We start from the raw sequence: 26,936 nt of genomic DNA, 5'->3' as shown, positions 1-26,936 counted from the left end.
GGTTCGTTCACCGACGCGTGGTCGGGTCGGGTCGACAACCTGACTCGGAAGGATCCCCGCAGCATGCATGCACGCACCTCCAGGCCCTGGCTCGTCGTGGCCGGCCTCGCAGTCCTCGCGGTCTCGGTCACCGGCACGCTCGCCTCCGCCGGCACCTCCCCGGCCTCCCTCAAGGACCACGGCGGCGCCGTCCGCAACGCAGGCGACCGCACCGACGCCGTGCGCAAGGCCGTCGTCGGCGGCCAGGCCCACAACGTCATCCTCCTCATCGGCGACGGCATGGGCGACTCGGAGATCACCTCCGCCCGCAACTACGCCAAGGGCGCGGCCGGCCGTTTCGCCGGCATCGACGCGCTGCCGCTGACCGGCCAGTACACGACGTACTCGCTCGACAAGACGACCGGCCTGCCGGACTACGTGCCCGACTCGGCCGCGACCGGCTCCGCCTGGTCGACCGGCACCAAGACCTACGACAACGCGATCTCGGTCAACCTCGCCGGCGCCCCGCAGCAGACGCTGCTCGAGCTCGCGAAGGCGAACGGGCTCAAGACCGGTGACATCACCACCTCCGAGCTGCAGGACGCCACCCCGGCCGTCCAGGTCTCGCACATCTCGGCGCGCTCCTGCTACGGCCCGACGCAGACGACGGCGACCTGCCCCGAGGCGGCCAAGGAGAACGGCGGGCTCGGCTCCATCACCGAGCAGCTGCTCGACACGCGTCCCGACGTGACGATGGGTGGCGGCGCGACGACGTTCGCGCAGACCGCGACCGCCGGCACCTACGCCGGCCAGACGCTCACCCAGCAGGCCGCCGCGCGCGGCTACGCGACCGTCACCGACAAGGCGAGCCTGGCCGCGGTCACGAAGGCCGACCAGACCACGCCGCTGCTCGGGCTCTTCGCCCCGGGCAACATGCCGGTGCGCTGGGTCGGTCCGGCCGCCACCAACGGTGGTGCCGCGCTGCCGCCGGCCACCTGCACGGACAACCCGGCCCGCCCGGCGACCCAGCCGACGCTGGCCGAGATGACCGACAAGGCGATCAAGCTGCTCGCCAACCCGAACGGCTTCTTCCTCCAGGTCGAGGGCGCCAGCATCGACAAGCAGGACCACGCGGCGGACGCCTGCGGCCAGATCGGTGAGGTCGTGGACCTCGACGAGGCCGTCCAGGTCGCGATGGCGTACGCCAAGAAGGTCGGCAACACGAGCGTCTTCGTGACCGCGGACCACGCGCACACCAGCCAGATCATCGAGGTCGGCAGCAGCTCGCCCGGCAAGACCGTCGCCCTGACGACGGCCGACGGCGCGCCGATGGCGATCAACTACGGCACCTCGACCGGCAGCTCGCAGCAGCACACCGGCTCGCAGCTGCGGATCGCGGGCTACGGCCCGGGCGCCGCGAACATCGTGGGCCTGACCGACCAGACCGACCTCTACTTCACGATCCGCAACGCGCTCGGCCTCGCCGACGACCCGGCGCACGCCAGTGACAAGGGCAAGGTCACGGCCTCCCCGGCGAAGGTGAAGCCGGGCCAGAAGGTGCTGATCACGGCCAGCAAGTTCTACGGCGACCGCCGGGCGACCGTGAAGGTCACCGGACCGGCCGGGCAGACCGCCACCCGGGACCTGTCGGGCGGCATGCTCCAGCTGGTGATCAAGCCGAAGAAGCCGGGCACCTACAAGGTGACGGTGACCGGGGTCCAGTCCCACAAGGTCGCCAAGGACTCGGTGACGGTCGTCAAGCCGAAGCCGAAGAAGAAGCACCACCGCTGACGCGGCACGACGGTGGGATGACGATCAGGTGATCGTCATCCCACCGTCGACGGCGAGCGTCTGGCCGGTGACGTAGCCGCCGGCGTCCGAGGCGAGGAACAGCACGGCGGCGGCCAGCTCGGCCGGGTCGCCCTTGCGGCCGGCGGGGATGCGCTCCTGCTGCGACTCGAGGTAGTCGGGCGGGTACTGCTCCGTCATCTCCGAGGCGAAGAAGCCGGGCGCGACGGCGTTGACCCGGATGCCCTTGCGCCCGGTCCACTGCTGGGCCAGGTCGCGGGTCATCCCGATCAGGCCTGCCTTCGAGGAGGCGTACGCCGCCTGGGGGAGTCCCGCGGTCGTGAGGCCGAGGACCGAGCTGATGTTGATGATGCTGGAGCCCGGCTGCATCACCCGGCCGCACGCCTGGGCCATCCAGTAGCAGCCGTTGAGGTTCACGTCGATCACCTTGCGGAACTCGTCGGGCGCCTCCCGGGTCGCCGGTGCCGCCGTACCGATCCCGGCGTTGTTGACGAGCACGTCGACGCGGCCGAACTCCTCCATCGCCAGCGCGACCAGGTTGCTGCACGAGTCCGGGTCGGCGACGTCGGTCTCGACGGTCAGCGCCCGGCGACCGGCTGCCTCGACGAGCGTCGCCGTGTCGGCGAGCCGGTCCACGCGACGGGCGCCGAGCACCAGGTCGGCGCCGGCCTCGGCGAGGCCCTGGGCGAAGGCGACCCCGAGGCCGCTGGACGCCCCGGTCACGATCGCCACCTTGCCGTCGAGGCGGAACAGGTCGGGCACGGTGCGGGCGTCAGTCATGCCGGCGACTGTAGCCAGCCCGCGAGGCAGGGGTATCGTGGGTCCATGCGAAGGATCCTGCTCCTTACCTAGCCGCGTCGACACGCACGGCTTCGACGCGGCTGCCCCTCGACCCCGAGGGGCTTTTTTGTGCCCGGAGAGCAGCACCCACCAGAGCGTGAGCCAGAGCATGAGAGAGAACGAGATGAGCGAGCAGGACGCCCCGCAGGACGAGGTCGCGACGTACGACGTGCGCGCCGTGCAGGACAAGTGGCTGCCGGTGTGGGACCGGCTGGAGCCGTTCCGTGCGGACGACGAGTCGCCGCGCGAGAAGAAGTACGCGCTGACGATGTTCCCCTACCCGAGCGGCGACCTGCACATGGGTCACGCCGAGGTCACCGCGCTGCACGACGTGATCGCGCGCTACTGGTGGCAGCAGGGCTTCGAGGTCCTGAACCCGATGGGCTGGGACTCCTTCGGCCTGCCCGCCGAGAACGCGGCGATCCGCAACGACGAGCACCCGGCGACCTACACCTACGCCAACATCGAGACGCAGTACGAGTCGTTCAAGCGCTACGGCATCTCGTTCGACTGGTCGCGCCGGCTGCACACGTCCGACCCGGAGTACTACCGCTGGACGCAGTGGCTGTTCCTGAAGTTCCGCGAGCGCGGGCTGGCCTACCGCAAGAACAGCCCGGTCAACTGGTGCCCCAACGACCAGACCGTGCTGGCCAACGAGCAGGTCGTCGACGGCAGGTGCGAGCGCTGCGGCCACGAGGTCACCAAGCGCGAGCTGACGCAGTGGTACTTCAAGATCACCGAGTACGCCCAGGAGCTGCTGGACGAGCTGGACAACCTGGAGGCCACCTGGCCGGCCCGGGTCGTCGCCGCGCAGCGCAACTGGATCGGGCGCTCCGAGGGTGCGCACGTCACGTTCGCCATCGACGGCCGCGACGAGCCGGTGACCGTCTACACGACCCGGCCCGACACGCTGTTCGGCACCACGTTCATGGTGGTCGCCGCCGACGCCCAGCTGGCCGCCGACCTGGTGACCGACGCGCAGCGGCCGGCGTACGAGGCCTACCTGGAGGAGGTCCGCAAGTCGACCGAGATGGACCGCCTGTCCACCGAGCGGCCGAAGACCGGTGTCGACCTGGGCGTCCAGGCGGTCAACCCGGTCACCGGCGCCCGGATCCCGGTCTGGGCGACGGACTACGTGCTGGCCGACTACGGCACCGGCGCGGTCATGGGCGTGCCCGGCGGCGACCAGCGCGACTGGGAGTTCGCGACCGAGATGGGGCTGCCGATCGTGCGTACGACGCAGGTGCCCGACGGCTGGGAGGGCGAGGCGTTCCACGGCGAGGGTCCGGCGATCAACTCGCCGGCGCCCGGCGTCGAGAGCGCCCTGGACCTGAACGGCCTGGGCGTCGCCGACGCGAAGCGCGCCACCATCGAGCACCTGCAGCAGATCGGGTCCGGCGAGGGCACGGTCAACTTCCGGCTGCGCGACTGGCTGCTGAGCCGGCAGCGCTACTGGGGCGTGCCGATCCCGGTCATCCACTGCGAGAAGGACGGCGAGGTCGCCGTACCGTACGACCAGCTGCCGCTGGAGCTGCCGGCGCTGCGCGGCGCCGACCTGAAGCCGAAGGGCGTCTCGCCGCTGGCGGCCGCCTCCGACTGGGTCGACGTCGAGTGCCCGACGTGCGGCGGTCCCGCGAAGCGCGACAGCGACACGATGGACACCTTCGTCGACTCGTCGTGGTACTTCCTGCGCTACTGCTCGCCCGGCTACACCGACGGCCCGTTCGACGTCGCGAAGGCGAACGCCTGGATGCCGGCCGACATCTACGTCGGCGGTGTCGAGCACGCCGTCCTGCACCTGCTGTACGCGCGCTTCTTCACCAAGGTGCTGCGCGACATGGGGATGCTGGAGGTCGGCGAGCCGTTCGCCGCGCAGCTGAACCAGGGCTTCGTCATCAACCGTGGCAAGAAGATGAGCAAGTCGCTGGGCAACGGCGTCAGTCTGGGGGACCAACTTGCGGAGTTCGGAGTGGACGCCGTACGCCTGACCCTGGTCTTCGCCGGTCCGCCGGAGGACGACATCGACTGGGCCGACATGTCGCCGGCCGGGTCGCTGCGCTTCCTGCAGCGCGCCTGGCGGCTGTCGGGTGACGTCTCGTCCGAGGTCGGCGCGTCGCCCGAGGGCGGCGACGTCGCCCTGCGGCGGGTCACCGCGCGGACCGTGCACGACGCTGCCGAGCTGATCGAGGCCTACCGCTTCAACGTGATGGTCGCCCGGGTGATGGAGCTGGTGAACGCCACCCGCAAGGCCATCGACTCCGGCTGCGGTCCCGAGGACCCGGCCGTGCGCGAGGCCACCGAGGCGGTGGCGGTCCTGCTGTCGCTGGTGGCGCCGTACACCGCTGAGGAGATGTGGGAGCGGCTGGGCCACGAGCCGACCGTCGCGCGCGCCGGCTGGCCGACCGTCGACCCGGCACTGCTGGTCGAGGAGTCGGTGGTCGCCGTCGTCCAGATCCAGGGCAAGGTCAAGGCCCGCCTGGACGTCGCGCCCGACATCTCCGAGGCCGACCTGGAGCAGCTGGCGATGGCGGACCCGGCGGTCGTCAAGGCGATCGACGGACGGCCGGTGCGCAAGGTGATCGTGCGCGCGCCGAAGCTGGTCAACGTCGTCGTCTGACCCGGTCGTCTAACCTCGGCGACATGCCGGTCGCGATCGTCACCGACTCCACCGCCAGCCTCCCGCCGGAGCTGGCGGCGGAGCGCGGGATCGTCGTCGTGCCCCTCCAGGTCGTGATCGGTGCGACCGTCTACGACGAGGGCTCGGACGGCGCGACGCCGGAGCTGGTGGCGGCCGCGCTCAAGGAGTGGCGCCCGGTCAGCACCTCGCGTCCGGGCCCGGCGATGCTGCTCGACGTCTACGAGCAGGCGGCCCGCGACGGTGCGACCGAGATCGTGTCGGTCCACCTCTCCGGCGACATGAGCGGCACCTTCGAGTCGGCCCAGCTGGCCGCCCGCGACGCCTCGGTGCGCGTCGTCCCCGTGGACAGCCGCCAGGTCGGGGTCGCGACGGGGTACGCCGCCCTGACGGCGGCCGACGTCGTCGCGGCGGGCGGCTCCGCCGACGAGGCGGCCCAGGCCGCGCGCGACCGGGCTGCGGCGTCGTCCTCGCTGTTCTACGTCGACACGCTGGAGTACCTGCGTCGCGGCGGGCGCATCGGCGCAGCAGCGGCGCTGCTGGGCGGCGCCCTGGCGGTCAAGCCGCTGCTCCAGATCGAGGACGGCAAGGTCGCCTCGCTGGAGCGGGTCCGGACCTCGACCCGGGCGCTGGCCCGGCTCGAGGAGCTCGCCGTGCAGCGCGCGGGGGACGCGCCGGTCGACGTCTGTGTCGCCCACCTCGCCAACCCCGACCGCGCGGGACAGCTCACCGAGAAGCTCGCGGCCCGGCTGGAGGCCAACCTCGAGGGCCGCGAGGTCTGGTGCGGCGAGCTCGGCGCGGTCCTCGGCGCCCACGTCGGGCCGGGCATGATCGCCGTCTGCGTGGCGCCGCGGCTCTAGGACCGAACCGGGCCAGGAACAGTCCACAGGCACCGCTCGGACCCGGCTCTCCACAGCAGTACGCCGCCGCTCGTCCCGCGGTCGGTGCCGCTGCCTAGCGTCGCGGCATGACCTCACTCCGACCTCGTGCCGACCACCAGGAGGCCGTCGCGCGACGGCTGGCCTCGCTGACCGCCGAGCTCGCGGCGACCCGCCCGGAGGAGCCCCCTGGACCGGTGGCCGACGAGCCGTGGCTCGCGGGCCACACCCGGGTCCGGCCGTTGCGGGCCGTGCCGGACCCGGTCCCGGAGACTGCCCCCGAGACCGTGCCCGAGCCGCCGCCGGTCGTGCCGGAGGTGGGCCGGCACGCCGCGCGTCGCGGGAGCGGGCCGTGGCTGGTGCCGGACGCGTTGCGGGGTCGGGTCGCGCTCGGGCCGAGCCAGCTCGCGGTCGTCGCGGTCCTCGTGGCCGTCGGCATCGCCGTGACGGGATGGTGGCTGGTGCGAGGCGACCCGGAGCACCTGGAGGCGCCGGCCGCGCCGCCCAGCGCCTCGGTGTCCGAGGCAGCGGCACCGCTCGCCGGAGCCACTCCGGCCGCGGCGAGCTCCTCCGGCACGGCCGCGGCGACCTCGGTGACGGTCGACGTCACCGGGAAGGTGCGCCACCCCGGGATCGTGGTCCTCGACACCGGTGCGCGGGTGGTCGACGCGCTCGAGGCGGCCGGCGGGGCGCGGCCCCGGGTCGACCTGTCCTCCCTCAACCTCGCGCGGGTGCTCGTCGACGGCGAGCAGGTGGTCGTGGGCGGGCCGCCGGCCCCGACCACCGGCGCAGCCGCGGCCTCCGCGGGCGCGCCCGGTGGGCCGTTGGTCAACCTCAACGCGGCCACGCAGACCGAGCTGGAGGCGCTGCCCGAGGTGGGACCGGTGACGGCCCAGTCGATCCTGGCGTGGCGCACCGAGCACGGCGGCTTCTCCTCGGTCGACGAGCTGCTCGAGGTCGACGGCATCGGCGACGCGACGCTCGCCCAGATCGCGCCCTACGTGACGGTCTGAGGTGGACCGCCCCGACCTGCGGATGCTCGCCCTGGCGGGCGCGGCCTGGGCCGGCGCCGGCCTCGGCCGATGGGTCGGCTGGTGGGCGCTCGTCGCCGTCGTCGCGGGGCTCGCCGTCGTGGCGGTCGTCCGTCGACGCGTCGCGGCCGCGACGTCGCGCACGGTGGCCGGCGTGCTCCTCGTGCTCGCGGCCGCCGGGACCGTCACGGTGCTGCGGCTCGACCAGGTCGACCGAGGACCGGTCGGCGTCCTCGCCGCCGACGGTGCCGTGGTCCAGGTGGTCGGCACGGTCCGGTCCGACCCCCGGACGGTCTCGGCCCGCTACGGAGACCTGGTCGTGACCCGGCTCGAGCTCCGCCGGGTGACCGGGCGCGGCTCGTCGTACGCGACCGCCGCCCCGGTGGTGGTGATCGGGGACGCGGACTGGCTCGACGTGCCTCTGGGCGCACGCGTGGGGGCGACGGGCCGTCTCGGGCCCGCCGATGACGACGACCTCGCCGCCGTGCTCTCGGCACGCGGTCCACCCGAGGTGCTCGCCGCCCCGGACGTGTGGTGGCGCGGCGCCGCGGCGGTGCGCGCCTCGATCCGGTCGTCGGTCGCCCACCGTCCGGCCGATCAGCGCGCGCTGGTGCCCGCGCTGGTCGACGGGGACGACGCCGGGCTGGACGAGGCCCTGTCCGACGACTTCCGGACGACCGGGCTGACCCACCTGCTCGCGGTCTCGGGCACCAACCTCACGCTGGTGGTGGGGTTCCTGCTCGTGCTGGCGCGCTGGGCCGGGCTCCGCGGCCGGGCGCTGCTCGGCGTGGGCGCGCTCGGGATCGTCGGCTTCGTGCTCCTGGCGCGCACCGAGCCGAGCGTGCTGCGGGCGGCGGTGATGGGCTCGGTGGCGCTGCTCGCCATGGGCGCCGACGGTCGCCGCCGGGGTGCTCGGGCGCTCGGTGTCGCGGTCGTGGTGCTGCTGCTCGTGCAACCGTCGCTGGCGGTCCAGCCTGGCTTCGCGCTCTCGGTACTCGCCACGGCGGGGATCGTCCTGCTCGCCCCGGGCTGGCGGGACGCGCTGGCCCGGTGGCTGCCCCGGTGGGTGGCCGAGGCGATCGCCGTGCCCGCGGCCGCCCAGCTGGCGTGCACCCCGGTGGTCGCGGGCCTGTCCGGGCAGGTGAGCCTGGTCGCCGTCGCGGCCAACCTGGCCGCCGCGCCGGCGGTCGGTCCCGCCACGGTGCTCGGCCTGTGCGGCGGGCTGGTCGGCCTGGTGCTGCCGTTCGCGGGACGGGTGCTGGGCACCCTGGCCGGGTGGTGCGTGGCATGGATCGTCGCGGTGGCGACGCGCGGTGCGGCGCTGCCGACCGCGGCGCTGGACTGGGGGACCGGTGTGCTGGCGCTGGCGGTCCTGACGGTCGTGGTCGTGGCGATCGCGCTCGTCGGGCCGTTCCTCCTCCGGAGACCGGTCACGGGCGTGGGCTGCTGCCTGCTGCTCGTGCTCGTGGTGACCGTGCGGCCGCCGTCGCCGGGCTGGCCGCCGTCGGGCTGGGTGCTGGTGGCGTGCGACGTCGGCCAGGGGGACGCGCTGGTCCTCAACGCCGGCCCGGGCTCTGCGGTCGTCGTCGACAGCGGCCCGGACCCGGTCGCCGTCGACCGCTGCCTGGACCGGCTCGGCGTCGACGAGGTGCCGCTGGTGGTGCTGACCCACTTCCACGCCGACCACGTGGACGGGCTGTCCGGGGTCCTCGACGGGCGTCGGGTCGGTGCGGTCGAGACGACGGTGCTGCTGGACCCGCCGGGCGGCGTGCGCGAGGTCGCTGCGGCGGCCGGTTCGGCGGGCCTGGTGCCGCGCCCCGCGCCGTACGGCGAGACGCGGCAGGTCGGTGACGTCACCCTCCAGGCGCTCTGGCCGCCACCCGGGTCGCCGACCGACGGACCGGGTGACGGCAGCACGGCCAACGAGGCCAGCGTGGTGCTGCTGGCGGAGGTCCACGGCGTCCGGATCCTGCTGACGGGCGACGTCGAGCCGGAAGGTCAGGCGGCCCTCGCGCAGGTGCTGCCCGGGCTGACCGTCGACGTGCTGAAGGTGCCGCACCACGGCAGCCGCTACCAGGACGAGCCCTGGCTGCTGTCCCTCCGGGCGCGGGTCGCCCTGGTCAGCGTCGGGGCCGACAACGACTACGGGCACCCGGCGGACTCGACCCTCGACCCGTTGGTGGACGCCGGCACCAGGGTGCTGCGCACCGATGAGGACGGCGACCTGGCGGTGGTCGTCGACGACGGCGACCTCGGGACCGTCGCCGCGGGCGGATAGGGTCTGACGCACCATGGCAGGCCCTTCGCAACCCCGCGCGGCAGACGTCCTCGGTCGGGTCACGCTGGTGACCGGCAAGGAGGAGTTCCTCAACGAGCGCACCGTCGTGGCCGTCCGCGACAGCGTCCGGCACTACGACTCCGAGTCGGAGTTCTCGGAGACGGTCGGCTCGGACCTCTCCCTGGCGACGCTCGGCGAGCTGGCGGCGCCGTCGCTCTTCTCCAGCATCCGGTGCGTGGTGGTCCGCGCCCTCGAGAACCTCCCCGAGGAGTCCGTCGACGGGTTGCTGGCGTACGCCGCCGCGCCGTCGGACGAGGTCGCGCTCGTGCTGGTCCACGGCGGCGGGCAGAAGGGCAGCGGGACGCTCACCAAGCTGCGCAAGCTCGACACGGTGACCGAGTCCAAGTCCGGTGAGCTGCGTCCGTCGGAGTACCCGAGCTTCGTCGTCTCGGAGGTCCGCGGCCACGGCGCCACGATCGACCCGGACGCCGCGGACTTCCTCGTGCAGGCGGTGGGGCAGGACCTGCGCTCGCTCGCGGCCGCCGCCGACCAGCTGACCAGCGACTTCACCGGGCAGTCGATCACCGCCGACAAGGTGAAGCAGTACTTCGGGGGCCGGGCCGAGGCCAAGTCCTTCGCGGTGGCCGATGCCGCGTTCTGGGGCCGCCGGACCGAGGCCCTCGAGGAGCTCCGCTGGGCGCTCGACGGTGGGACCGCCGCGGTGCTCGTCACCTCGGCGTTCGCGGGCGGCGCCCGCGGCGTCGCGCGCTACAAGTCCGCCCCGCGCGGCATGCGCGAGGCCGACCTGGCCCGCGAGGTCGGGGTGCCGCCGTGGAAGCTGCGCACCATTCGGGACCAGTCCCGCGGCTGGTCCGACGGCGGGATCGCCCGTGCGATCCAGGCGATCGCCCGGGCCGACGCCGACATCAAGGGCGCCGCGAGCGACGCGTCGTACACGCTCGAGCGGCTGGTGCTCACCGTCACCGGGCTCCGCGACCCTCGCTGATCTCGATACGCCGGCCGCGACCTCCTTCGTCGGTCGCGCGGCTCCTCGATCTGGCTGCTGGGTCCCAGCCTTCGCAGGCTCAGGCTGGAGCAGCTCCAAATGGCACTGACCCGCCGGATCGAGGATCTGGCGGGTCAGCTAACGACCGACGTGCCGCCCGTGAGGGGCAGCGGGTGAATCAGAGCGAAGCGGCCTTCTTGGCGATCGCGGACTTGCGGTTCGCGGCCTGGTTCTTGTGGATGACGCCCTTGGAGGCGGCCTTGTCGAGCTTCTTGGCGGCGTCCTGGCCGAGCTTGACGGCCTGCTCCTTGTCGCCGGCCTCGGCGGCCTCGCGGAACTTGCGGACGGCGGACTTCAGGCCGGTCTTGACGGCCTTGTTGCGCTCGTGGGCCTTCTCGGCCTGCTTGTTGCGCTTGATCTGGGACTTGATGTTCGCCACTGGTGTGCCTTCGCGTCGATGATGGTTCGGTCGTTTACGTCGGGGTCCGCGCACGGTGCTGGCAGCATGGTGATGGCACTCGTGACGCGACGGACAACGTTAGCAGCGGGGTTCGGTACCGACAAAACCGTGGACGGCCCGCTCAGAGCCAGCCACGTCGCTCCGCGAGCCAGCGCCAGCAGACCTCGCCCTGCCACCGCTGCGCGTCCCGGATGTACGGCGAGGTCGGGGGCACCGGCTGGGCCGCCGACATCAGGAAGTAGCCCGTGATCAGCGCGATCACGATCTCGACCGACTCGGCGGGCACGTCGCGCGTCAGCGGGGCGGCCGCGAGCACGGCGTCGACGTCGAGGCCGTCGCCGCGCGGGCCGATCATCAGGAACACCGTGTCCAGCCACGCGGCGCCGACGACCGGCCAGTTCCAGTCGCAGAGCAGCACTCGGCCGTCCGCGGCCAGCAGCAGGTTGTCGTCCCGGATGTCGGTGTGCACGAGGGTCTCGCCGGCGGCCACCTCCGCGAAGCGCGCTGCCAGCGCGGCGGCCTCGTCGAGGTGCTCGGCGATCCCGGTCAGCCCGGACAGCCGGCCCAGGTCGGCCCGCACCTGCTCCCAGTACGCCGGCCAGCCGGCGAACTCGGCGGTGAACGACTCTCCGGCCAGCTCGGCCGGCGGGGGAGTCAGGGCGCTCGCCAGCCGCTCCGTCATCGCCACGCAGGTGTCCAGGTCCGCGGCCCGCCACGGGCGGCGCGGCGCCCGGGACTCGACGTGCTCGATGCCGAGCACGACCCAGTCGTTCGCGTCGTACACCCAGAGCAGCTGTGGCGCCGGCGCCGTCGACGGGAGCAGGGCGAGCTTGCGCGCCTCATCACGGTAGGCGTCCGCGAACATCCGCTGGGCCTTCACCGACGCGGCCTTCACGAAGTGCCGGGACCCGTCCTCGCAGACCAGCACCGAGGCGAAGCCGGGTGTGAAGCCGGCACCTTGCGACACGGCCTCCACGACCGGCGACCCGCACCGGCGCGAGATGAGGTCGCGCAGCTGCGGGGGCAGGTGCGACCACTCGAGCCGTCGCGCGGTCCGGCCGTGGGGGATCGTCGTCGGAACAGGTACGGCGGGCATGGCGGCCATCCTTCACTACGCTGCGACCGTGGTTCATCCGGATAACGACCGCGGCTTCGAGCGCTTCGTCACCTTCCTCGACGCGATCGTCGCGATCGCGATCACGCTGCTGGTGCTGCCGCTCGTGGAGCTGACGGCGGACGTCGACGAGTACGACTCGGTCAACCAGCTGCTCCGGGAGAACAAGTCGGAGCTGTGGGCGTTCCTGCTCAGCTTCCTCGTGGTGTCGCGCTTCTGGTTCGCCCAGCACGACAGCGTCAGGCACCTGGTGCGCTACGACCAGCGGGCCGCGAACCTGCTGATGCTGTGGGCGGTCACGATCGTCTTCCTCCCGTTCCCGACGGCCCTGATGGCCGAGGCCGAGGACAACGCGACGACCAAGGTGCTCTACATCGGCACCCTGATCGCGACGATGCTCGTGCTCGCCGTCTTCGAGGCCTACCTGCGCGCCCACCCCGAGCTGACCGACGCTGACCCCGAGCACGACCTCGACCCCGTCGTCGGGATCGTCAACGTCCTCATGCTGCTGCTCGCCCTCGCGATCACGCTCGCGACCCCGGCGACCAGCTACTTCCCGATCCTGCTGCTCCTGGTGGCGGGGCCGATCGCGAACGGGTGGCGGCGGCTGCGCGGACGCGGCGACCGGCGTACCTCTGTGGGAGAATGAGGGCGCCCCCCCGTACGTGACCCGAGAGACGTCTGTGCCCAACGCTGCTGCGCCCCGCCCGGGGCAGACCGACCCCGCGATCATCCGCAACTTCTGCATCATCGCGCACATCGACCACGGCAAGTCGACGCTCGCCGACCGGATGCTCCAGCTGACCGGCGTCGTGGACGAGCGGGCCGCCCGCGCCCAGTACCTCGACCGCATGGACATCGAGCGCGAGCGCGGCATCACGATCAAGAGCCAGGCCGTCCGGATGCCCTGGACAGTGCCGGTCGACAACGACGAGGCCGCCGACCCGGGCACCTACGTGCTCAACATGATCGACACCCCGGGCCACGTCGACTTCACCTACGAGGTGTCCCGCTCGCTCGAGGCGTGCGAGGCCGCCGTGCTGCTGGTCGACGCGGCCCAGGGCATCGAGGCGCAGACCCTCGCCAACCTCTACCTCGCGATGGGCGCCGACCTGCACATCATCCCGGTGCTCAACAAGATCGACCTGCCCGGCGCCAACCCGGAGAAGTACGCCGCGGAGCTCGCCGGCCTGGTCGGCTGCGACCCCGACGACGTGCTGCGGGTCAGCGCCAAGACCGGCGCCGGCGTGCCCGGCCTGCTCAACGAGATCGTCAAGCAGACCCCGCCGCCGGTGGGCGTCGCCGACGCCCCGGCGCGCGCGCTGATCTTCGACTCGGTCTACGACACCTACCGCGGCGTGATCACCTACGTCCGGGTCGTCGACGGCGAGCTCACCCACCGCGACCGGATCAAGATGATGTCGACGGGCGCCACCCACGAGCTGCTCGAGCTCGGCGTGATCAGCCCCGAGCAGGTCAAGGCCGACAAGATCGGCGTCGGCGAGGTCGGCTACCTGATCACCGGCGTGAAGGACGTCCGCCAGTCCCGGGTCGGTGACACGGTCACCACCCAGCACGGCGGCGCCACCGACGCGCTCGGCGGCTACAAGCACCCCAACCCGATGGTGTACGCCGGTCTCTACCCGATCGACGGCGACCAGTTCGGTGACCTGCGCGAGGCGCTCGAGAAGCTCCAGCTCAACGACGCGGCGCTGACCTTCGAGCCGGAGACCTCCGGTGCCCTCGGCTTCGGGTTCCGGATCGGCTTCCTGGGCCTGCTGCACATGGAGATCACCCGCGACCGGCTGGAGCGGGAGTTCGGCCTCGACCTCATCTCCACGGCCCCCAACGTGGTCTACGAGGTCCTGATGGAGGACGGCACCGAGCGCGAGGTCACCAACCCGAGCGAGTTCCCCGAGGGCAAGATCGCCGAGGTCCGCGAGCCCGTCGTGAAGGCGACGATCCTCTCGCCGAGCGACTACATCGGCACGATCATGGAGCTCTGCCAGACCAAGCGCGGATCGCTGCAGGGCATGGACTACCTGTCTGAGGACCGCGTCGAGATGCGCTACACGCTGCCGATGGGCGAGATCGTCTTCGACTTCTTCGACCAGCTCAAGTCGCGGACCAAGGGCTACGCGTCGCTCGACTACGAGCGGTCGGGCAAGCAGGCCGCCGACCTGGTCAAGGTCGACGTCCTCCTCCAGGGCGAGGCGGTCGACGCGTTCTCGGCGATCGTGCACCGTGACGCGGCGTATGCCTACGGCGTGATGATGGCCGGCAAGCTCAAGGAGCTCATCCCGCGCCAGCAGTTCGAGGTGCCGATCCAGGCCGCCATCGGCGCCCGCGTGATCGCGCGCGAGAACATCCGCGCGATCCGCAAGGACGTGCTCGCCAAGTGCTACGGCGGCGACATCACCCGCAAGCGCAAGCTGCTCGAGAAGCAGAAGGCCGGCAAGAAGCGGATGAAGAACATCGGGACCGTCGAGGTGCCGCCGGAGGCGTTCGTCGCCGCGCTCTCGACGACGCAGCCCTCGGAGAAGACCAAGAAGTGATCGTCCGGCCGGTCGCCGACGACGAGTGGGAGATCGTCGCCTGGCTGTGGCAGGACTTCCGCCACGACCTGGGCGCGATCGTCAACGGGTTCCCGTACGCCGACGGCCGCTACCGGCACGAGTGGCTCGACGAGCACCCCCAGCCCGACGGCGTCGGCTACCTGGTCTGGCAGCCGCACCCCAACACGGGTGAGGAGGCGCCGGTGGCGTTCGCGACGGTGCGCGGAGTCGGATCCGGTACCTGCGTGATGCAGGCGTTCTTCGTCGTCCCGGCCGCGCGTCGTGGCGGCCTCGGCCGCCGCTTCGCGCTCGACGTGATGTCCCGCCACCCGGGCGGGTGGGCGGTCCCCTTCCAGGGCGGCAACGACCGCGCCGCGGCGTTCTGGCGGGTCGTCGCCACCGAGGCGTGGGGTGACGCCTGGGTCGAGACCGAGGAGCCGGTGCCCGGCAAGCCCGAGGTCGCCCCGGACCACTGGATCCGCCGGCCGTGATCGCGCTGCCCGAGACCTTCCTGGCGTACGCCGCGCGTGGACCGGAGTGGGTCGCGTTCCTCGACCGGCTGCCGGCGCTGGTCGCCGACCTGGTGGGGGAGTGGGAGCTCACCGTCGACGGCGAGCCGACCCACGGGTACGGCGCGGTCGTCGTCCCGGTGCACACCCCGGCGGGACGCCCGGCCGTGCTCAAGGTCGGCTGGCCGCACGTTGAGGCCGAGCACGAGCACCTCGCACTCCAGCACTGGCACGGCCTCGGCGCCGTACAGCTGCTGCGCGCCGACCCGCGCCGGTTCGCGCTGCTGCTTGAGCGGCTGCACCGCGAGGACCTCGGCGACCTGTGGGACGTCGAGGCGTGCGAGGTCGTCGGCGCGCTCTACGGCCGCCTGCACGTCCCCGCACCGCCGCAGCTCCGCAGCCTCACGTCGTACGCCGAGCGCTGGGCCGCGGAGCTCGACGCCCTGCCGCGGGACGCGCCGCTGCCGCGCCGGCTGGTCGAGCAGGCCGCGTCCCTCGGGCGCGACCTGAGCCGCGACGAGGCGAGCACGGGCCGGATGATCCACACCGACCTGCACTACGCGAACGTGCTCGCCGGCGACCGCGAGCCCTGGCTGGCGATCGACCCGAAGCCGCTGGACGGCGACCCGCACTACGAGGTCGCGCCGATGCTGTGGAACCGCTGGGACGAGCTGGCGTCCGCCCCGCGCGGGGTCCGCGACGGCGTCCGCCTGCGCTTCCACACCCTCGTCGACGTCGCCGGGTTCGACGAGCGCCGGGCACGCGACTGGGTGGTCGTGCGGATGATGGTCAACGCGCTCTGGCGCCTCCAGGACCCGCCCGGCACCCGGCGGCAGACGTCGACGGACGACTACCTCACCCAGTGCGTGACGATCGCCAAGGCGGTTCAGGACTAGGTTTCAGATCTCCGGCTCTCGGAAACGTTTCAGTCACTCATGCGTGACTCGGCACGCGCCACCGATGTCGGGGGACTGATGAACAGCACGCCGTGGCCCGTGGTCGACCATTCGTTCCTCGCTGCCCTGCAGCAGCGCAGACCGACGCCGTTCCCGCACGGACTCAGCGGCGACCCACGCCTGTCCCTGGAGTCGATCGCACGGCTCGGCGACGAGCTCGGTGCCGGCTCGATCTCCGCGGAGCAGGCACAGAAGCCGCTGGTCTCCGCCGACGCCGGCGCCGGCACGACGCTCGAGGTCGTCGCCGTCTCCGACCAGATCCGCGCGCTGGCGGCCAACGACTCGTGGTTCACCCTGCTCAACATCGAGCAGTCCGAGACCTACCGGGACCTGGTGGACCAGGTGCTCGAGGGGATGGCGGCCGGCGCCGGCCTCGACCCCCGGACGATGAAGCGTCGGATGGGCTTCGTGTTCGCCAGCTCACCGGGCTCGGTGACCGCGGCGCACTTCGACATCGAGCACAGCTTCCTGCTCCAGCTCGAGGGGCACCGGCGTCTCGGGTTCGGCCGGTTCTCGAGCACGGAGGACCGTGAGCGCGAGGTCCACCGCTACTGGAACGGCTCCTTCGGTCGGCTCGACACCCTGCCCGAGCAGACTCTCGAGCTCGAGCTGGGGCCGGGCCAGGGGGCCTACATCCCGCCGTACACGCCGCACTGGATCGCCAACGGTGACGCGACGTCCCTGTCGCTGACGGTGACGTTCTTCAACCGCGACAACGCCGACGAGTCGATGGTCCAGGCCTTCAACGAGCGGCTCCGACGGCGCGGCCTGTCGCCGCGGACGTACGGCGAGGCCCCCGTGCGGGACCGGGCGAAGGTGACGTTCATGCGCGCGTACGGCGCGGCGAAGCGTCGGGTCAAGGGCCCCGAGACCTCAGCCTCGCACTGACCCGCCGGGCCGCGTCCTCCGCCGCGAGCTGGGCCCGCGCCGCCGCGCCGTGGGCGACCCGCAGGCGCCCGACGACGCGGGACCGGTCGGCGAAGGACGCCTTGTACCCCTCGGCGCCGCGCAGCAGGTCGACCTCGTGGCAACCGGCGGTGAGCGCGTCCTCGATGACCGCGACGAGCAGCACGTTCCCGGCGCCGTCGTGCGCGCCGTCGAGCGATCGGGCCACCTGGTAGAGGCTCAGCCGGTTCGCGACGACGAAGGCGAACGACACGGCGACGGCACCGGACGCCGAGGCCAGCACGTCGACTCGGGCCTCGCCGGCCGCGACACCCGCCGTCAGGGCGCGCTCGAGCGTGGGCAGCTCGGCCAGCAGCGGCCCCCGGCCGTCCCGCCCACGTTGCAGGGACGCGAACGCCTCGAACGCGGCCGGCAGCTCGGCGAGCGGGACCCGGTGATGCCCGATCCCCGCGCTCGCGAGGCGTCGCTCGGCGCGGCGCACGCTGCGCCGGAAGTTCGCCGACCGCCCGGCCAGGTAGGTGTCCGGAGGTGCGGGCAGCGGCTGGAACGGCGCGACGTCCGCCTGCTCGGCCCCGGCCCCGACCGCGCGCGGGAGCAGGGCGTCCTCGGCGACCCCGCGCAGGTCGAGGATCCGCTGCCCCGGCCTCGCAAGCCACCCGCGGAGGGCGTCGACGACGGCCGTCTCGTGCCCCGGGGCGGCCAGGGCATCGAGGTGGTCGGGGCACAGCACCGTCGCTCCCGGCGCGGTCCACCGTCGTACGCCGGTGCCGCGGAGCTCCTGGAGGGCGAGGCCCCCGACGAGGCGCTCGCCGTCGAGCACCAGCACGAACGTCGTGTCCGTCGGCGCGACGCCCTCGAGCCACCACGACCGCAGGAACGGGGAGGGGACGGGCTGGTCGGCGACGAGCCCGTCCCACGCAGCGCGGCGCCCGTCGAGCCGCTGCCGGGTCTCGACTCGCAGTGATCCCGGCACGGGCTGACCCTAGGCCACAGCCGCGTCTCCGGGGGGCGACCGTTCGTCGCACAGGAGAACCACAGCGTTTGAACCCTTTCACCATCGGGCACCTGACGTCCGTTAGATATCCGCGCAGCCTCTTCTCGGGGCCACGCTGGCAGGTCGGGCGGATCACGTCATCCGCACAGGGGGATCGTCAGGCATGCCCAAGGACCCGTCCGTACCGTCATCGACGACCGCGACGAGCAGCACCGCGAGCACGACCGAGCGGGCTCAGGACATGCGCACCCGGCTCGGCGCCCAACGCGAGGCCGAGGAGATGCTGGCCGAGGCGAGCAGGCTCCGTCGGGCTGCAGCCGAGAACGCCGACGCCATCGTTGCGGAGGCCGAGGCCCTCGCGACCCAGCTGGTGGACGAGGCGCGCGAGGCCGCTGACACGCTCGCCGCGGAGGCCAGGGAGCGCGCGGACGGGATCCTGGCCCGCGCCTACCACGAGGCCGACGACCTGCAGCGCCACACCGAGGAGGAGCGCGCGCGCATCCGCGACGAGGTCGTCGCTGCCGGCCGTGCCGAGATCGAGGAGTTCCGCAGCCGGTCCGCGGGCGCGCTCGACAGCGCGCAGGACGGCCTGACCCGCCTGGCTCCGAGCCTCGAGGGCGCCGTCGCCACCGTGGCCGAGGTGCTGCGCTCGCTGGACGAGCTGCGCAACGGGCCTGCCGAGCTCGAGACGACGACGCCTGCGGTCCTCGAGCAGCAGACGCCGGTCGCGGACGCCGACACCGTCGAGGCCGAGCAGACCGAGGCCGAGCAGACCGAGGTCGAGCCGGCCACCGGGGTCACCTCCGAGGCGAAGCCGGAGGACACCGAGGCACGCCCGCTCGGGTGGCTCTTCCGCGCCTCGCAGACCTGAGCGCGCCGACACCAGCACGAGGGGGACCATGCGTACCGTCACGACGTTCGTGGTGCTGATCGCCGTCGCGATCGGCGGCGCGGGCTGCACCGGTGTCTCGAGCAAGGTCGGTGGCGGTCCCGACGAGGTCACGTCCTCGCCCGAGGCCACGGCGCGGCCGATCCTGGTGACCCAGACCTGGGGGGTCGTCGACGGGATGCTCTCCGTCGTGGTCCGCAACACCACGGACCGCACGCTGCGCAGTGCCGCCGCCGTGATCACCGCGCGCGACGACAACGACGTGCTCGTCGCCTCGACCCTCGAGTCCCCGACCGGGACCTGCTGCGCCGTGACGGACCTGCCGCCGGGCGAGGAGTTCGGCTTCTACGTCGACATCGGTGACGACGCCGACCGGATCGAGCGGGTCGACGTCGCCTACCGCGAGGTCTCCTGGGCCGCTGCGGACGAGCCGACGGCGAACACGCTGACTGCCCATCCGCTCCGCCTCGACGGCAACGGGCGCGGTGCGGTCGTCGTGGCCGACGTCCGCAACGCGGGACCGATGGTGGAGCAGGCCAGCGTGCAGGCGTTCCTGTACGGCGCCGACGGTGACTTCCTCGCCGTCGTCGCCGGCCGGTGGTACTGCTTCTCGCGCGGTGACCACCAGATCGCGATGCAGCTGCTGCACCCGGTCCCGGACGGCACCACGGTGAAGGAGGTCGTCATCCATCCCGTCTCGGACGACCCCGACGGGACCGCCCTGAACTGTGCCGGCCCCGCACGGGTGGGCTGACCCGCTCCTCATGCGCCCCGCCTCCGCCTCCGACGCGCGCGTCGACGCTCCGCACTGGACCGTCGGGGACCGTCTGGCGGCGTTCGCCGTGCTGCTCCCCGCGACCGTCGACGGGCCGGTGGTGCTGGCGCTCGGGGACGACCTCGCGCCCCACCTGCAGGCCGCGTTCCCCGGGGCGTTCGCGCTGACCGAGGGCGGGACGACCGGCGGCTGGCCCGACCCGTCACGGCTGGTCCGGTGGGACGGCGTACGGGTGCCGCTGGCGGCCGGCTCCGCCGGGCTGGTCGTCGTCGACGGACGTCGGTACGACGCGGACGCCCTCGCCCTGCTCGCTGCACCCGACGGGGCCGTGGCAGTGGTCGGCGACAGCGGCCCCTACCTCCTCTATCCCGGTGCGGAGAGCCCGGAGCTGGTCTGGCGCCGCTCCTGGCCGGTGCACATGCCGACCGGTCCGGTGCCCTGGCTCCGCCGGTGGCTGGGGCTCTCGGTCGGTCGAGGCACCGCCGTGCCCCGGCTCGACGTGACAGGGGACCGGCCGACCCTGGCCGACGAGGTCGTGCGCGACCTCGCCGAGGCCACCGGCCGGCCGGGCGAGCTGGTCGGCGTGATCACGGCCGGCCACGCCGTGCTGCGCGTTCGGACCGGCCAGGGCGACCTGGCCGTCCGGCTGTCGCTCACCGACCCCGGTCGCGAGATCGACGTGGCGTCGCGGGTCCGGCGCGAGGTGCCCGACGCACGCCCGTTCCTGCCCGTCGTCGACGCCGACGGCGAGACCGCCGGTCGGCCGTGGGTGGCGACCGAGTGGGTCCCACGACGCCGTGCCGCGTGGCCGTGGCCGGCCCCGGAGCGGCAGTGGGCGGCCGCCGGCCGGCTCGCCGAGGTGCTCGGTGCCCACGAGACCGGACGGACCGACGCCGGCTGGTCGGCACGATGGTGCGACCGCGCCCACGTCGTACCCCCTGAGCAGCGGGCGCGTCTCGCGGCCGCGATGGACGTCCTCGACGCCGGGCTGCCGACCGGGTGGTGCCACGGCGACCTCTGGCCGGGCAACGTGCTGCTCGACCGCGACGTCGCCACGGTCATCGACTGGGACAACGCCGGCCCCGACGCCCCGCTCGGTCTCGACGCCCTGCTGGTCCGCGCCCTGCGGGAGACCGCCGGCTCGGACGACCTGGTGAGCGAGTGCCTGCTCCGGCTGGTGGACGACGAGCTGCCCGGGACGTCGGTCGCCGGTCGGCCGTGGGTCGAGTGGGACCGGCCGGAACGCCGGGCCCTGGCGGTCGCGGCGGTCGTGCTCTACCTCCGCAACCGGTCGATGCACGACCTCGGCCAGGACCTGCTCGACCGGCACCTCGCCGCCGTCGGACGCGCGCTGGACGGCCGAGCTCCGCGACCTGCGACCATCCCACCCGATCCGGTCCTGCCCGAGCCGCCGAGCGTCGAGGCTGCCCGGACGGCGCGGGGCGCACTGTGGCTGGCCACCAACGGGGTCGTGGTCAAGGCCTCGCAGACCGTCGTGCTGCTGACGCTCGCCGCGATGCTGGCGCCCTCGGCGCTCGGTGTCGTCGCCCTCGGCACGCTGGTCGCCAACGTCTCCGCGGTGGTGACCAGCCTCGGGACCGCCAGCGCCCTCGTCTACTGGCGCGGCGACGTGGCCCGGGCGGCCCGGACGGCGGTGACCGTCGGTGTCGGCATGGGCCTGGCCCTCGCCGCGCTGCTCTGGCTCGCGGCCCCCTGGATGGCGTCGGCGTTCCACGCGGCCGACGGCGGGACCGCCGTGATCCGCGGGCTCACGGTGACACTGCCGTTCCTCGCCGTCGCCGCCGTGACCAACGAGCTGCTGCGGCGTCGCCTCGCCTTCGTCCGCCGGATCATCCCCGACACGACCTCGTCGGTGGTGGGCGCGGTCGTCGCGATCACCCTGGCGACCCAGGGCCACGGCGTGATGGCGCTGGTGGTCGGACAGATCGTCCAGGCGAGCCTGACCATGGTCCTGGCGTGGGTCGTGCACCCGCCGGTCCTGCCCGGCTGGAACCTCGAGGACGCCCGCGGCCTGCTCTCGTACGGCGGACCGTACGCCGGCGCGAACCTGCTCGAGCTCGTGCAGCTCAACGTCGACTACCTGATCGTCTCGCGGGTGCTCGGCGGCGAGGCGCTCGGTCAGTACTCGCTGGCGTTCCGGCTCGCCTTCATGCCCTACCTGATGGTCGTCGTGGTGATGTCCGGCGCCGCGTTCCCCTACCTGTGCCGCCAACGAGGCCCCGACCTCGGGCGGGCCGCGGTCACGGTGATGACCGCCGCCCTCACCCTGGTCGCCCCGATCTGCCTCGGGCTCGCGCTCTTCGCCGACCACCTGGTGCTGCTCGGCGACAAGTGGCGACCGGGCGTCCCGGTCGTGGCCTGGCTCGCCGTGTACGCCGCCCTGCTCAGCGTCGGCCAGCTCGTGCAGACCTCGCTGAACGCCGCCGGCCGCCCGACGACCTCGATGTGCCTGCGGCTGTGCCACCTGGTCCTCCTCTTCGTCGCACTGCTCGTGCTGGCGCCGCACGGCATCACCGCGGTGGCGATCGGCCAGGTCGCAGTGGTGTCGGTGATCTCTCTCGTCGCGCTCGCGTTCGCCCGCCTGTACGTGACCGGCTTCTCCCTGCGTCGCCTGGTGTCGTCGTTGCGGCCGGCGCTCGTCGGCGTGGGGGTGATGGCGGCCGTCGTGCTGGTGCTGCGCCAGGTCCTGGGGGTCGCGGACCCGTCGCTCGTCGGCCTCGTCGGCGTGGGCGCGGCCGGCGTGGTCGCGTACGCCGCGACGGTCTGGGTGCTCGACCGCCAGCACCTCCGCGAGGCCGGCGCGCTGCTGAGGAGGACGTCGTGAAGAGCGGCGTCCGGATGCTCGGCACCGTCGCGCGCCCGGTCGCGACCGGCGTACGCCGGCTGGCGGCCGCGCCCGGGCTGACCGTGATCGGCTGGCACCGCGTGGACGGGCGGCAGGCCGAGGGACTCTCGACCGGTGTCGACGACTTCCGGCGCCACCTCGACACGCTCGAGGCGTGGGGCGCCCAGGTGCTGTCGCTCGACGCGGCGGTCGACGGGCTCGAGCGCGGCTGCCTCCCGGACCGCGCCGTCGTCCTGACCTTCGACGACGGCTACGCGAGCGTCGTCGAGACCGCGTGGCCGATCCTGCGTGAGCGTGGCCTGCCGGCCACCATGTTCGTCGTCTCGGGCTACCTGACCGGTGACCTGCGGTTCGGCTGGGACGAGCACGAGCCCCACCACGACCGGCACCGCCTGGTCCGGTCCGACGAGCTCCTGGCCGTCGCCGCCGACGGGCTCGACATCGGGTCGCACACCGTGTCGCACCCGTGGCTGCCCGGGCTCGACGCCGCGGCGGTCGAGCGCGAGCTCGTGGACTCGCGGGCGGCCCTCGAGGACCTGCTCGGCCGGCCGGTGCGCTCGCTCGCCTACCCGACCGGCGGTTGGACGCCCGCCGTACGTGCGGCCGCCGACGCGGCGGGCTACCGCGTCGCGATCACCGTGGACCGTGGCCTCAACACGACACGGACCCCGCTCCTGTCGCTGCGCCGTGCGTTCGTGCCGACCGAGCCGGAGGACCTGCGCCTGGTGCTCGACGGCGCCTACACGGTGCTGCGGCCGCTCGACACCTGGCGCCGACGTCGGGGACCGGCGTGGTGAGCGCGACGGCGACGGGGTCCACCCGCCGGACGGCGCCGCCGCGGCGTACCGCCTGGACGGTCGTCGTCCCGCTCGCGGCGGCCCTCGTGCTCGGCGCCCTCGCCGGGTTCGCGCCGTTCCCGGTGCTGCTCGGCGGCCTCGCGCTCGTGGTCGGTGCCGCGGTCGTCCTCCGGCTGGAGTGGGTCGCGCTCGCCCTAGTGGCGGTCTCGGTCTTCGAGGACTACGTCGCCCACGTCGGACCGGGCGTGGTGAAGGGCCTCGCGCTGCTGCTGGTGGTCGCGTGGGTGATCCGTCGCTGCCAGGGCCGGCTGCACCACGCACCTCGCAGCCCGGTGCTGGTGGCCGCCCTGGCGTTCGTCGTGGTGCTCCTGCTGGCGACCGCCCTGCACAACAACGGGGCCGCCGGTCGCGACGTGCTGCTGCGCTACGTCGGCTTCCTCGGCGTGCTCTTCGTGCTCGCCGACGCGCTCCGGGGTGGCCTGCGGCCCGTGCGTCTCTCCCAGGTGTACGTCGTGGCCTCGACCGTCGCGGCCGGCTGCGGGCTGCTCACGTTCGCACTCGGCGCCGACCGGCGGGTCGGGGGTCCGATCGGCGACCCCAACGACTTCGCGTTCTTCCTGCTCCCGGCGGTCGCCCTCGGGCTCGCCGTACGTCGGACCACCCGTCGCGCCTGGCCGTGGGACGTGGCGACCGTCGTCGTGCTGGTCGCCACGCTCGGCACGCTCTCCCGCGGCGCCCTGGTCGGTCTGGCGGTGATGGCGGTGCTCGCCGTCGGCGCGGGCATGGTCCGGCTCCGCGGCGCGGTGGCCCTGGTGGCGGTCGTGTCGATGGCGGCCGGACTGGTGGCGGTGGCGTTCCCCGGCCTGGTCTCGGTGAGCCTCCAGCAGAAGGACTTCGTGGCCGCGCAGAACGTCTCGGAGCGGCTGGACCTGTGGACGGCCGCGGCCCAGATGACGGTCGAGCACCCGGTCCTGGGGATGGGGCCGGGCGCGTTCGCGCTGCACCACCGCGACTTCCTCAGCTCCCTGCCCGACGACGTCAACCATCCCCTCGACGTCGCCCACAACACCTGGCTCGAGCTGTCGAGCGAGCTCGGCGTGCTCGGCTTCCTCGCCTTCGTGGGGATGCTCGCCGTCGCGTTCGCCCAGGCGTGGTCGGTCTGGCGGCGCCGCCGCGACCCGGTCGCGGCGGCGGTGTGCGTGGCCCTGGTCGGCACGGCCGCCTCGGCCACCTTCGTCACCGAGCAGTACTACCTGCCCATGTGGCTCCTCTGCGCGCTCGCCGTCGGCGTGGCCGCCCAGACCGGCACCGCGGAGGAGACACGGTGAGCGCGCTGCGGATCGTCCAGGTCACCACCCAGACGACGGGTGGGCCGGCGGAGCACGCCGCCGAGGTCGCGATCGGCCTGGCCGCGCGCGGCCACGACAGCCACGTCGTCGGGCCGATCACGCCCCGCACGGACGAGGCGCGCGCCCGGGGCGTCACCTGGCACGACGTCCCCGTCGTCTCCAAGCGCGACCTCCGGGGCGGGCTGGCGAGCGCCCGTCAGCTGCGCCGGCTGCGGCCCGACGTCGTCCATCTCCAGGACCGCCGGGCGGGGTGGCTCGGGCGCGGCCTGGCGCCCGCCCTGCGAGCCCGCGACCGTCGCGTCGGCGTCGTCTACACGCTGCACGGCGTCGCCGACGGGCTGTCCGACCTGGTCGCCGGCAACGCCCGCGCGGCGGCCCGGCGACGCCGTGACCGGTGGTACTACCTCACCGGCGAGCGGGCGATCACCCGCTGGGGCGGCGGCCGGGTCGTGGTGCCGAGCCAGGCGGTCGCGGCGTACGCCGTCGAGCACGTCGGGCTCCCCCGGGGGATCGTCGACGTGGTGCCCAACGGGGTCGACCCCGCCCGGTTCGCCGCGACGGCCACGCGCGACGACGCTCGGCCGTCGGCCGTGTGGGTCGGGGTCCTGGCCGCGGTGAAGCGGACCGACCTGCTGCTCGACGCCGTCGCGGCGGTCCCCGGCCTGCGGCTGGTCGTGGTCGGCGACGGACCACTGCGTGCGGACGTCGAGCGCCGGTGCGCGACGCCCGACCTCACCGGCCGGGTCGAGCTCGCCGGGTGGGTCGACGACCCGGCCGGCGCGCTGTCCCGGGCCGACCTCTACGTGCTGACCTCGGACGCCGAGAACTGCCCGCTCTCCCTCCTCGAGGCGATGGCCAGCGGTCTCCCGGTGGTGGCGACCGCCGTCGGCGGGGTGCCGGAGGTGGTCCGCGACGGCGTCGACGGAGTGCTCTGCCCGGCCGGCGACGGGGCTGCGGTCGCTGCGGCCCTCGGCAGCCTGGCGGACGACCCCGACCTCCGCCGCCGGATGGGTGCGTCGGCCCGGCAGCGGGTCGTGGACGGATACACGCTCGACCACTGCGTCGACGGACTGCTCGCCAGCTACGCGAAGAGCCGGGAGGCTGACTGATGCGCGCACTGACCGTGATCGCCGAGATGGGCTCGGGCGGAGCCGAGCGGGTGGTGACCGACCTGGTCGAGCACCTGGTCGCCACCGGCCATGAGGCATCCGTGGCCAGCAGCGGCGGGTGGCGGGCCGACGCTCTCGCGGTCGCGGGGGTCTGCACCCTCGAGGTGCCGCTGCGGGAGAGCGGGCCCGTGCCCCTGGCCCGCGCGGTCGCCCGGCTGCGTCGAGAGATCTCGGCGCGGCCGGTCGACGTCGTGCACGCCCACAACGTCCGGGCGACCGTGGCCGCGCACCTGGCGACCCGGGTGGGCCGCCGCGTCCGGCCGCCGTTGGTCACGACCGTCCACGGACTCGCCGACCCCGACTACCGCCGTGCGGCGCAGGTCCTGCGGGTCTGCGACGCCGTCGTCGCGGTGTCGGACGACGTCGCCGACCGTCTGGTCCGCGCCGGCGTCGACGAGAGCCGGCTGCACGTCGTCGAGAACGCCGTGCCCGCGCCGGTCTTCCGGCCCGGTGGCTCCGACGAGGTGCGCAGGGAGCTCGGAATCACCGCAACGACGCCCGTCGTGCTCTGCATCGCGCGGCTGGCGGCTCCCAAACGGGTCGACCTGCTCGTCGACGCCTGGGCCGACGTTCCCGGCGCGACCCTCGTCCTCGCGGGTGACGGCGCCGACCGGGCCGGGCTCGAGCTGCGCGCGGCCTCGTTGGGGGACCGGGTCCGGTTCCTCGGCGACCGGCGCGACGTCGACCGGTTGCTCGCGGCCGCCGACGTCGTGGCGCTGCCGAGCGACCGGGAGGGACTGCCGATGGCGGTGCTCGAGGCGATGGCGGCCGGGGTACCGGTGGTGGCGAGCGCCGTGGGCGGTATCCCGCAGCTCGGTGCCGACGTCGTCGAGCTGGTCGACGGGCAGCGCCCGGAGGCCTTCGCCGCCGCCGTACGACGGGTGCTGGAGGACCAGGACCGCTACCGCACGCTGGCCACCGCCGGTCGAGAGGTCGCGTCGCAACGGTTTTCGTCGTCGCGGATGCAGTCCGGTTACGCACTCGTCTACGAAGACGTGCAGAAAGGGAGGAGAACCTCGTGACCAATCTTTTGTTGTCGCGTTAAACCAAATGTCCGCAGGTTCGGCCGGCCCATCGCCGGCGTCGACGGACGAGCAAGGTCGGGGAGACCCGGAGCCGCGCGACGATCTCGCGCGGACGG

22 protein-coding genes are annotated in these 26,936 nt (G+C 73.5%); 18 read left to right on the top strand and 4 right to left on the bottom strand.

Annotated elements, in window-relative coordinates:
* The first annotated feature begins 63 nt into the window (after window positions 1-63).
* Window positions 64-1,770, top strand: a complete 1,707-nt coding sequence (gene phoA / locus ACFPYL_RS19985; protein ID WP_379158478.1) for an alkaline phosphatase — start codon at window positions 64-66, stop codon at window positions 1,768-1,770.
* A gap of 24 nt (window positions 1,771-1,794) precedes the next feature.
* Here the strand turns inward: phoA and ACFPYL_RS19980 are convergent, their stop codons facing one another.
* Window positions 1,795-2,568, bottom strand: coding sequence for an SDR family NAD(P)-dependent oxidoreductase (locus ACFPYL_RS19980; protein WP_379158475.1), 774 nt, complete (start codon window positions 2,566-2,568; stop codon window positions 1,795-1,797).
* A 169-nt stretch (window positions 2,569-2,737) separates the two neighbouring features.
* Here ACFPYL_RS19980 and leuS point away from each other — a divergent pair, with 169 nt between their 5' ends.
* From leuS to holA, 5 genes are all read left to right on the top strand, one after another.
* A complete protein-coding gene (gene leuS / locus ACFPYL_RS19975) occupies window positions 2,738-5,245 on the top strand; it encodes a leucine--tRNA ligase (RefSeq protein WP_379158473.1) in 2,508 nt (835 codons plus the stop codon).
* Between the two features lie 23 nt (window positions 5,246-5,268).
* Complete coding sequence (locus tag ACFPYL_RS19970) at window positions 5,269-6,123, top strand: DegV family protein (protein ID WP_379158471.1); 855 nt, start codon at window positions 5,269-5,271, stop codon at window positions 6,121-6,123.
* 107 nt (window positions 6,124-6,230) lie between these two features.
* Window positions 6,231-7,154: a helix-hairpin-helix domain-containing protein gene (locus ACFPYL_RS19965; protein WP_379158468.1), complete on the top strand. Its 924-nt coding sequence runs from the start codon at window positions 6,231-6,233 to the stop codon at window positions 7,152-7,154.
* A gap of 1 nt (window position 7,155) precedes the next feature.
* Window positions 7,156-9,450 carry a ComEC/Rec2 family competence protein gene (locus ACFPYL_RS19960; protein ID WP_379158465.1) on the top strand — a complete coding sequence of 765 codons (2,295 nt, stop codon included), beginning with the start codon at window positions 7,156-7,158 and terminating at the stop codon, window positions 9,448-9,450.
* 13 nt (window positions 9,451-9,463) lie between these two features.
* The gene (gene holA / locus ACFPYL_RS19955; protein ID WP_379158462.1) at window positions 9,464-10,456 is read left to right on the top strand and encodes a DNA polymerase III subunit delta; all 993 of its coding nucleotides are present in this window, start codon (window positions 9,464-9,466) and stop codon (window positions 10,454-10,456) included.
* A 178-nt stretch (window positions 10,457-10,634) separates the two neighbouring features.
* Here the strand turns inward: holA and rpsT are convergent, their stop codons facing one another.
* Together rpsT and ACFPYL_RS19945 are read right to left on the bottom strand one after the other, a co-directional pair.
* Window positions 10,635-10,895, bottom strand: coding sequence for a 30S ribosomal protein S20 (gene rpsT, locus ACFPYL_RS19950; RefSeq protein ID WP_379158460.1), 261 nt, complete (start codon window positions 10,893-10,895; stop codon window positions 10,635-10,637).
* A gap of 142 nt (window positions 10,896-11,037) precedes the next feature.
* A complete protein-coding gene (locus ACFPYL_RS19945) occupies window positions 11,038-12,012 on the bottom strand; it encodes a phosphotransferase (RefSeq protein WP_379158457.1) in 975 nt (324 codons plus the stop codon).
* 28 nt (window positions 12,013-12,040) lie between these two features.
* Here ACFPYL_RS19945 and ACFPYL_RS19940 point away from each other — a divergent pair, with 28 nt between their 5' ends.
* The 5 genes from ACFPYL_RS19940 to ACFPYL_RS19920 are packed head-to-tail and all read left to right on the top strand — an operon-like array spanning window position 12,041 to window position 16,938.
* A complete protein-coding gene (locus tag ACFPYL_RS19940; protein ID WP_379158454.1) occupies window positions 12,041-12,679 on the top strand; it encodes a TMEM175 family protein in 639 nt (212 codons plus the stop codon).
* A 34-nt stretch (window positions 12,680-12,713) separates the two neighbouring features.
* A complete protein-coding gene (gene lepA / locus ACFPYL_RS19935; RefSeq protein ID WP_379158451.1) occupies window positions 12,714-14,585 on the top strand; it encodes a translation elongation factor 4 in 1,872 nt (623 codons plus the stop codon).
* Entirely contained in the window at window positions 14,582-15,076 is a 495-nt protein-coding gene (locus tag ACFPYL_RS19930) for a GNAT family N-acetyltransferase (protein ID WP_379158448.1), read from the top strand. The genes lepA and ACFPYL_RS19930 overlap by 4 nt, the downstream gene beginning before the upstream one ends.
* Window positions 15,073-15,990: an aminoglycoside phosphotransferase family protein gene (locus ACFPYL_RS19925; RefSeq protein ID WP_379158445.1), complete on the top strand. Its 918-nt coding sequence runs from the start codon at window positions 15,073-15,075 to the stop codon at window positions 15,988-15,990. Before ACFPYL_RS19930 ends, ACFPYL_RS19925 begins: the two co-directional genes overlap by 4 nt.
* A 39-nt stretch (window positions 15,991-16,029) precedes the next feature.
* Window positions 16,030-16,938, top strand: coding sequence for a JmjC domain-containing protein (locus ACFPYL_RS19920; RefSeq protein WP_379158442.1), 909 nt, complete (start codon window positions 16,030-16,032; stop codon window positions 16,936-16,938).
* On the opposite strand, the gene ACFPYL_RS19915 is transcribed toward ACFPYL_RS19920, so the two are convergent.
* Window positions 16,907-17,929 (bottom strand): GNAT family N-acetyltransferase, encoded by a 1,023-nt coding sequence (locus ACFPYL_RS19915; RefSeq protein WP_379158439.1) that lies wholly within the window; start codon window positions 17,927-17,929, stop codon window positions 16,907-16,909. The genes ACFPYL_RS19920 and ACFPYL_RS19915 overlap by 32 nt on opposite strands.
* A gap of 184 nt (window positions 17,930-18,113) precedes the next feature.
* On the opposite strand from ACFPYL_RS19915, the gene ACFPYL_RS19910 reads away from it, so the two are divergent.
* From ACFPYL_RS19910 to ACFPYL_RS19880, 7 genes are read left to right on the top strand one after another with little or no spacing between them, the layout of a single operon-like run.
* A complete protein-coding gene (locus ACFPYL_RS19910) occupies window positions 18,114-18,821 on the top strand; it encodes a hypothetical protein (RefSeq protein ID WP_379158436.1) in 708 nt (235 codons plus the stop codon).
* 28 nt (window positions 18,822-18,849) lie between these two features.
* Window positions 18,850-19,593 carry an FxLYD domain-containing protein gene (locus ACFPYL_RS19905; protein ID WP_379158433.1) on the top strand — a complete coding sequence of 248 codons (744 nt, stop codon included), beginning with the start codon at window positions 18,850-18,852 and terminating at the stop codon, window positions 19,591-19,593.
* 10 nt (window positions 19,594-19,603) lie between these two features.
* Entirely contained in the window at window positions 19,604-22,459 is a 2,856-nt protein-coding gene (locus tag ACFPYL_RS19900) for an oligosaccharide flippase family protein (protein ID WP_379158430.1), read from the top strand.
* Window positions 22,456-23,277 carry a polysaccharide deacetylase family protein gene (locus tag ACFPYL_RS19895; RefSeq protein WP_379158427.1) on the top strand — a complete coding sequence of 274 codons (822 nt, stop codon included), beginning with the start codon at window positions 22,456-22,458 and terminating at the stop codon, window positions 23,275-23,277. Before ACFPYL_RS19900 ends, ACFPYL_RS19895 begins: the two co-directional genes overlap by 4 nt.
* A complete protein-coding gene (locus tag ACFPYL_RS19890) occupies window positions 23,274-24,605 on the top strand; it encodes an O-antigen ligase family protein (RefSeq protein ID WP_379158425.1) in 1,332 nt (443 codons plus the stop codon). The genes ACFPYL_RS19895 and ACFPYL_RS19890 overlap by 4 nt, the downstream gene beginning before the upstream one ends.
* Complete coding sequence (locus ACFPYL_RS19885; protein ID WP_379158422.1) at window positions 24,602-25,735, top strand: glycosyltransferase family 4 protein; 1,134 nt, start codon at window positions 24,602-24,604, stop codon at window positions 25,733-25,735. The genes ACFPYL_RS19890 and ACFPYL_RS19885 overlap by 4 nt, the downstream gene beginning before the upstream one ends.
* A complete protein-coding gene (locus ACFPYL_RS19880; RefSeq protein WP_379158419.1) occupies window positions 25,735-26,817 on the top strand; it encodes a glycosyltransferase family 4 protein in 1,083 nt (360 codons plus the stop codon). The genes ACFPYL_RS19885 and ACFPYL_RS19880 overlap by 1 nt, the downstream gene beginning before the upstream one ends.
* Window positions 26,818-26,936 lie beyond the last annotated feature (119 nt).

It is taken from the genome of Nocardioides hankookensis, assembly GCF_042658885.1.
Taxonomy (GTDB): domain Bacteria; phylum Actinomycetota; class Actinomycetes; order Propionibacteriales; family Nocardioidaceae; genus Nocardioides; species Nocardioides hankookensis.
Note: the sequence above shows the minus strand (reverse complement) of the source record. Positions and strands in the feature narration are given on the sequence as shown.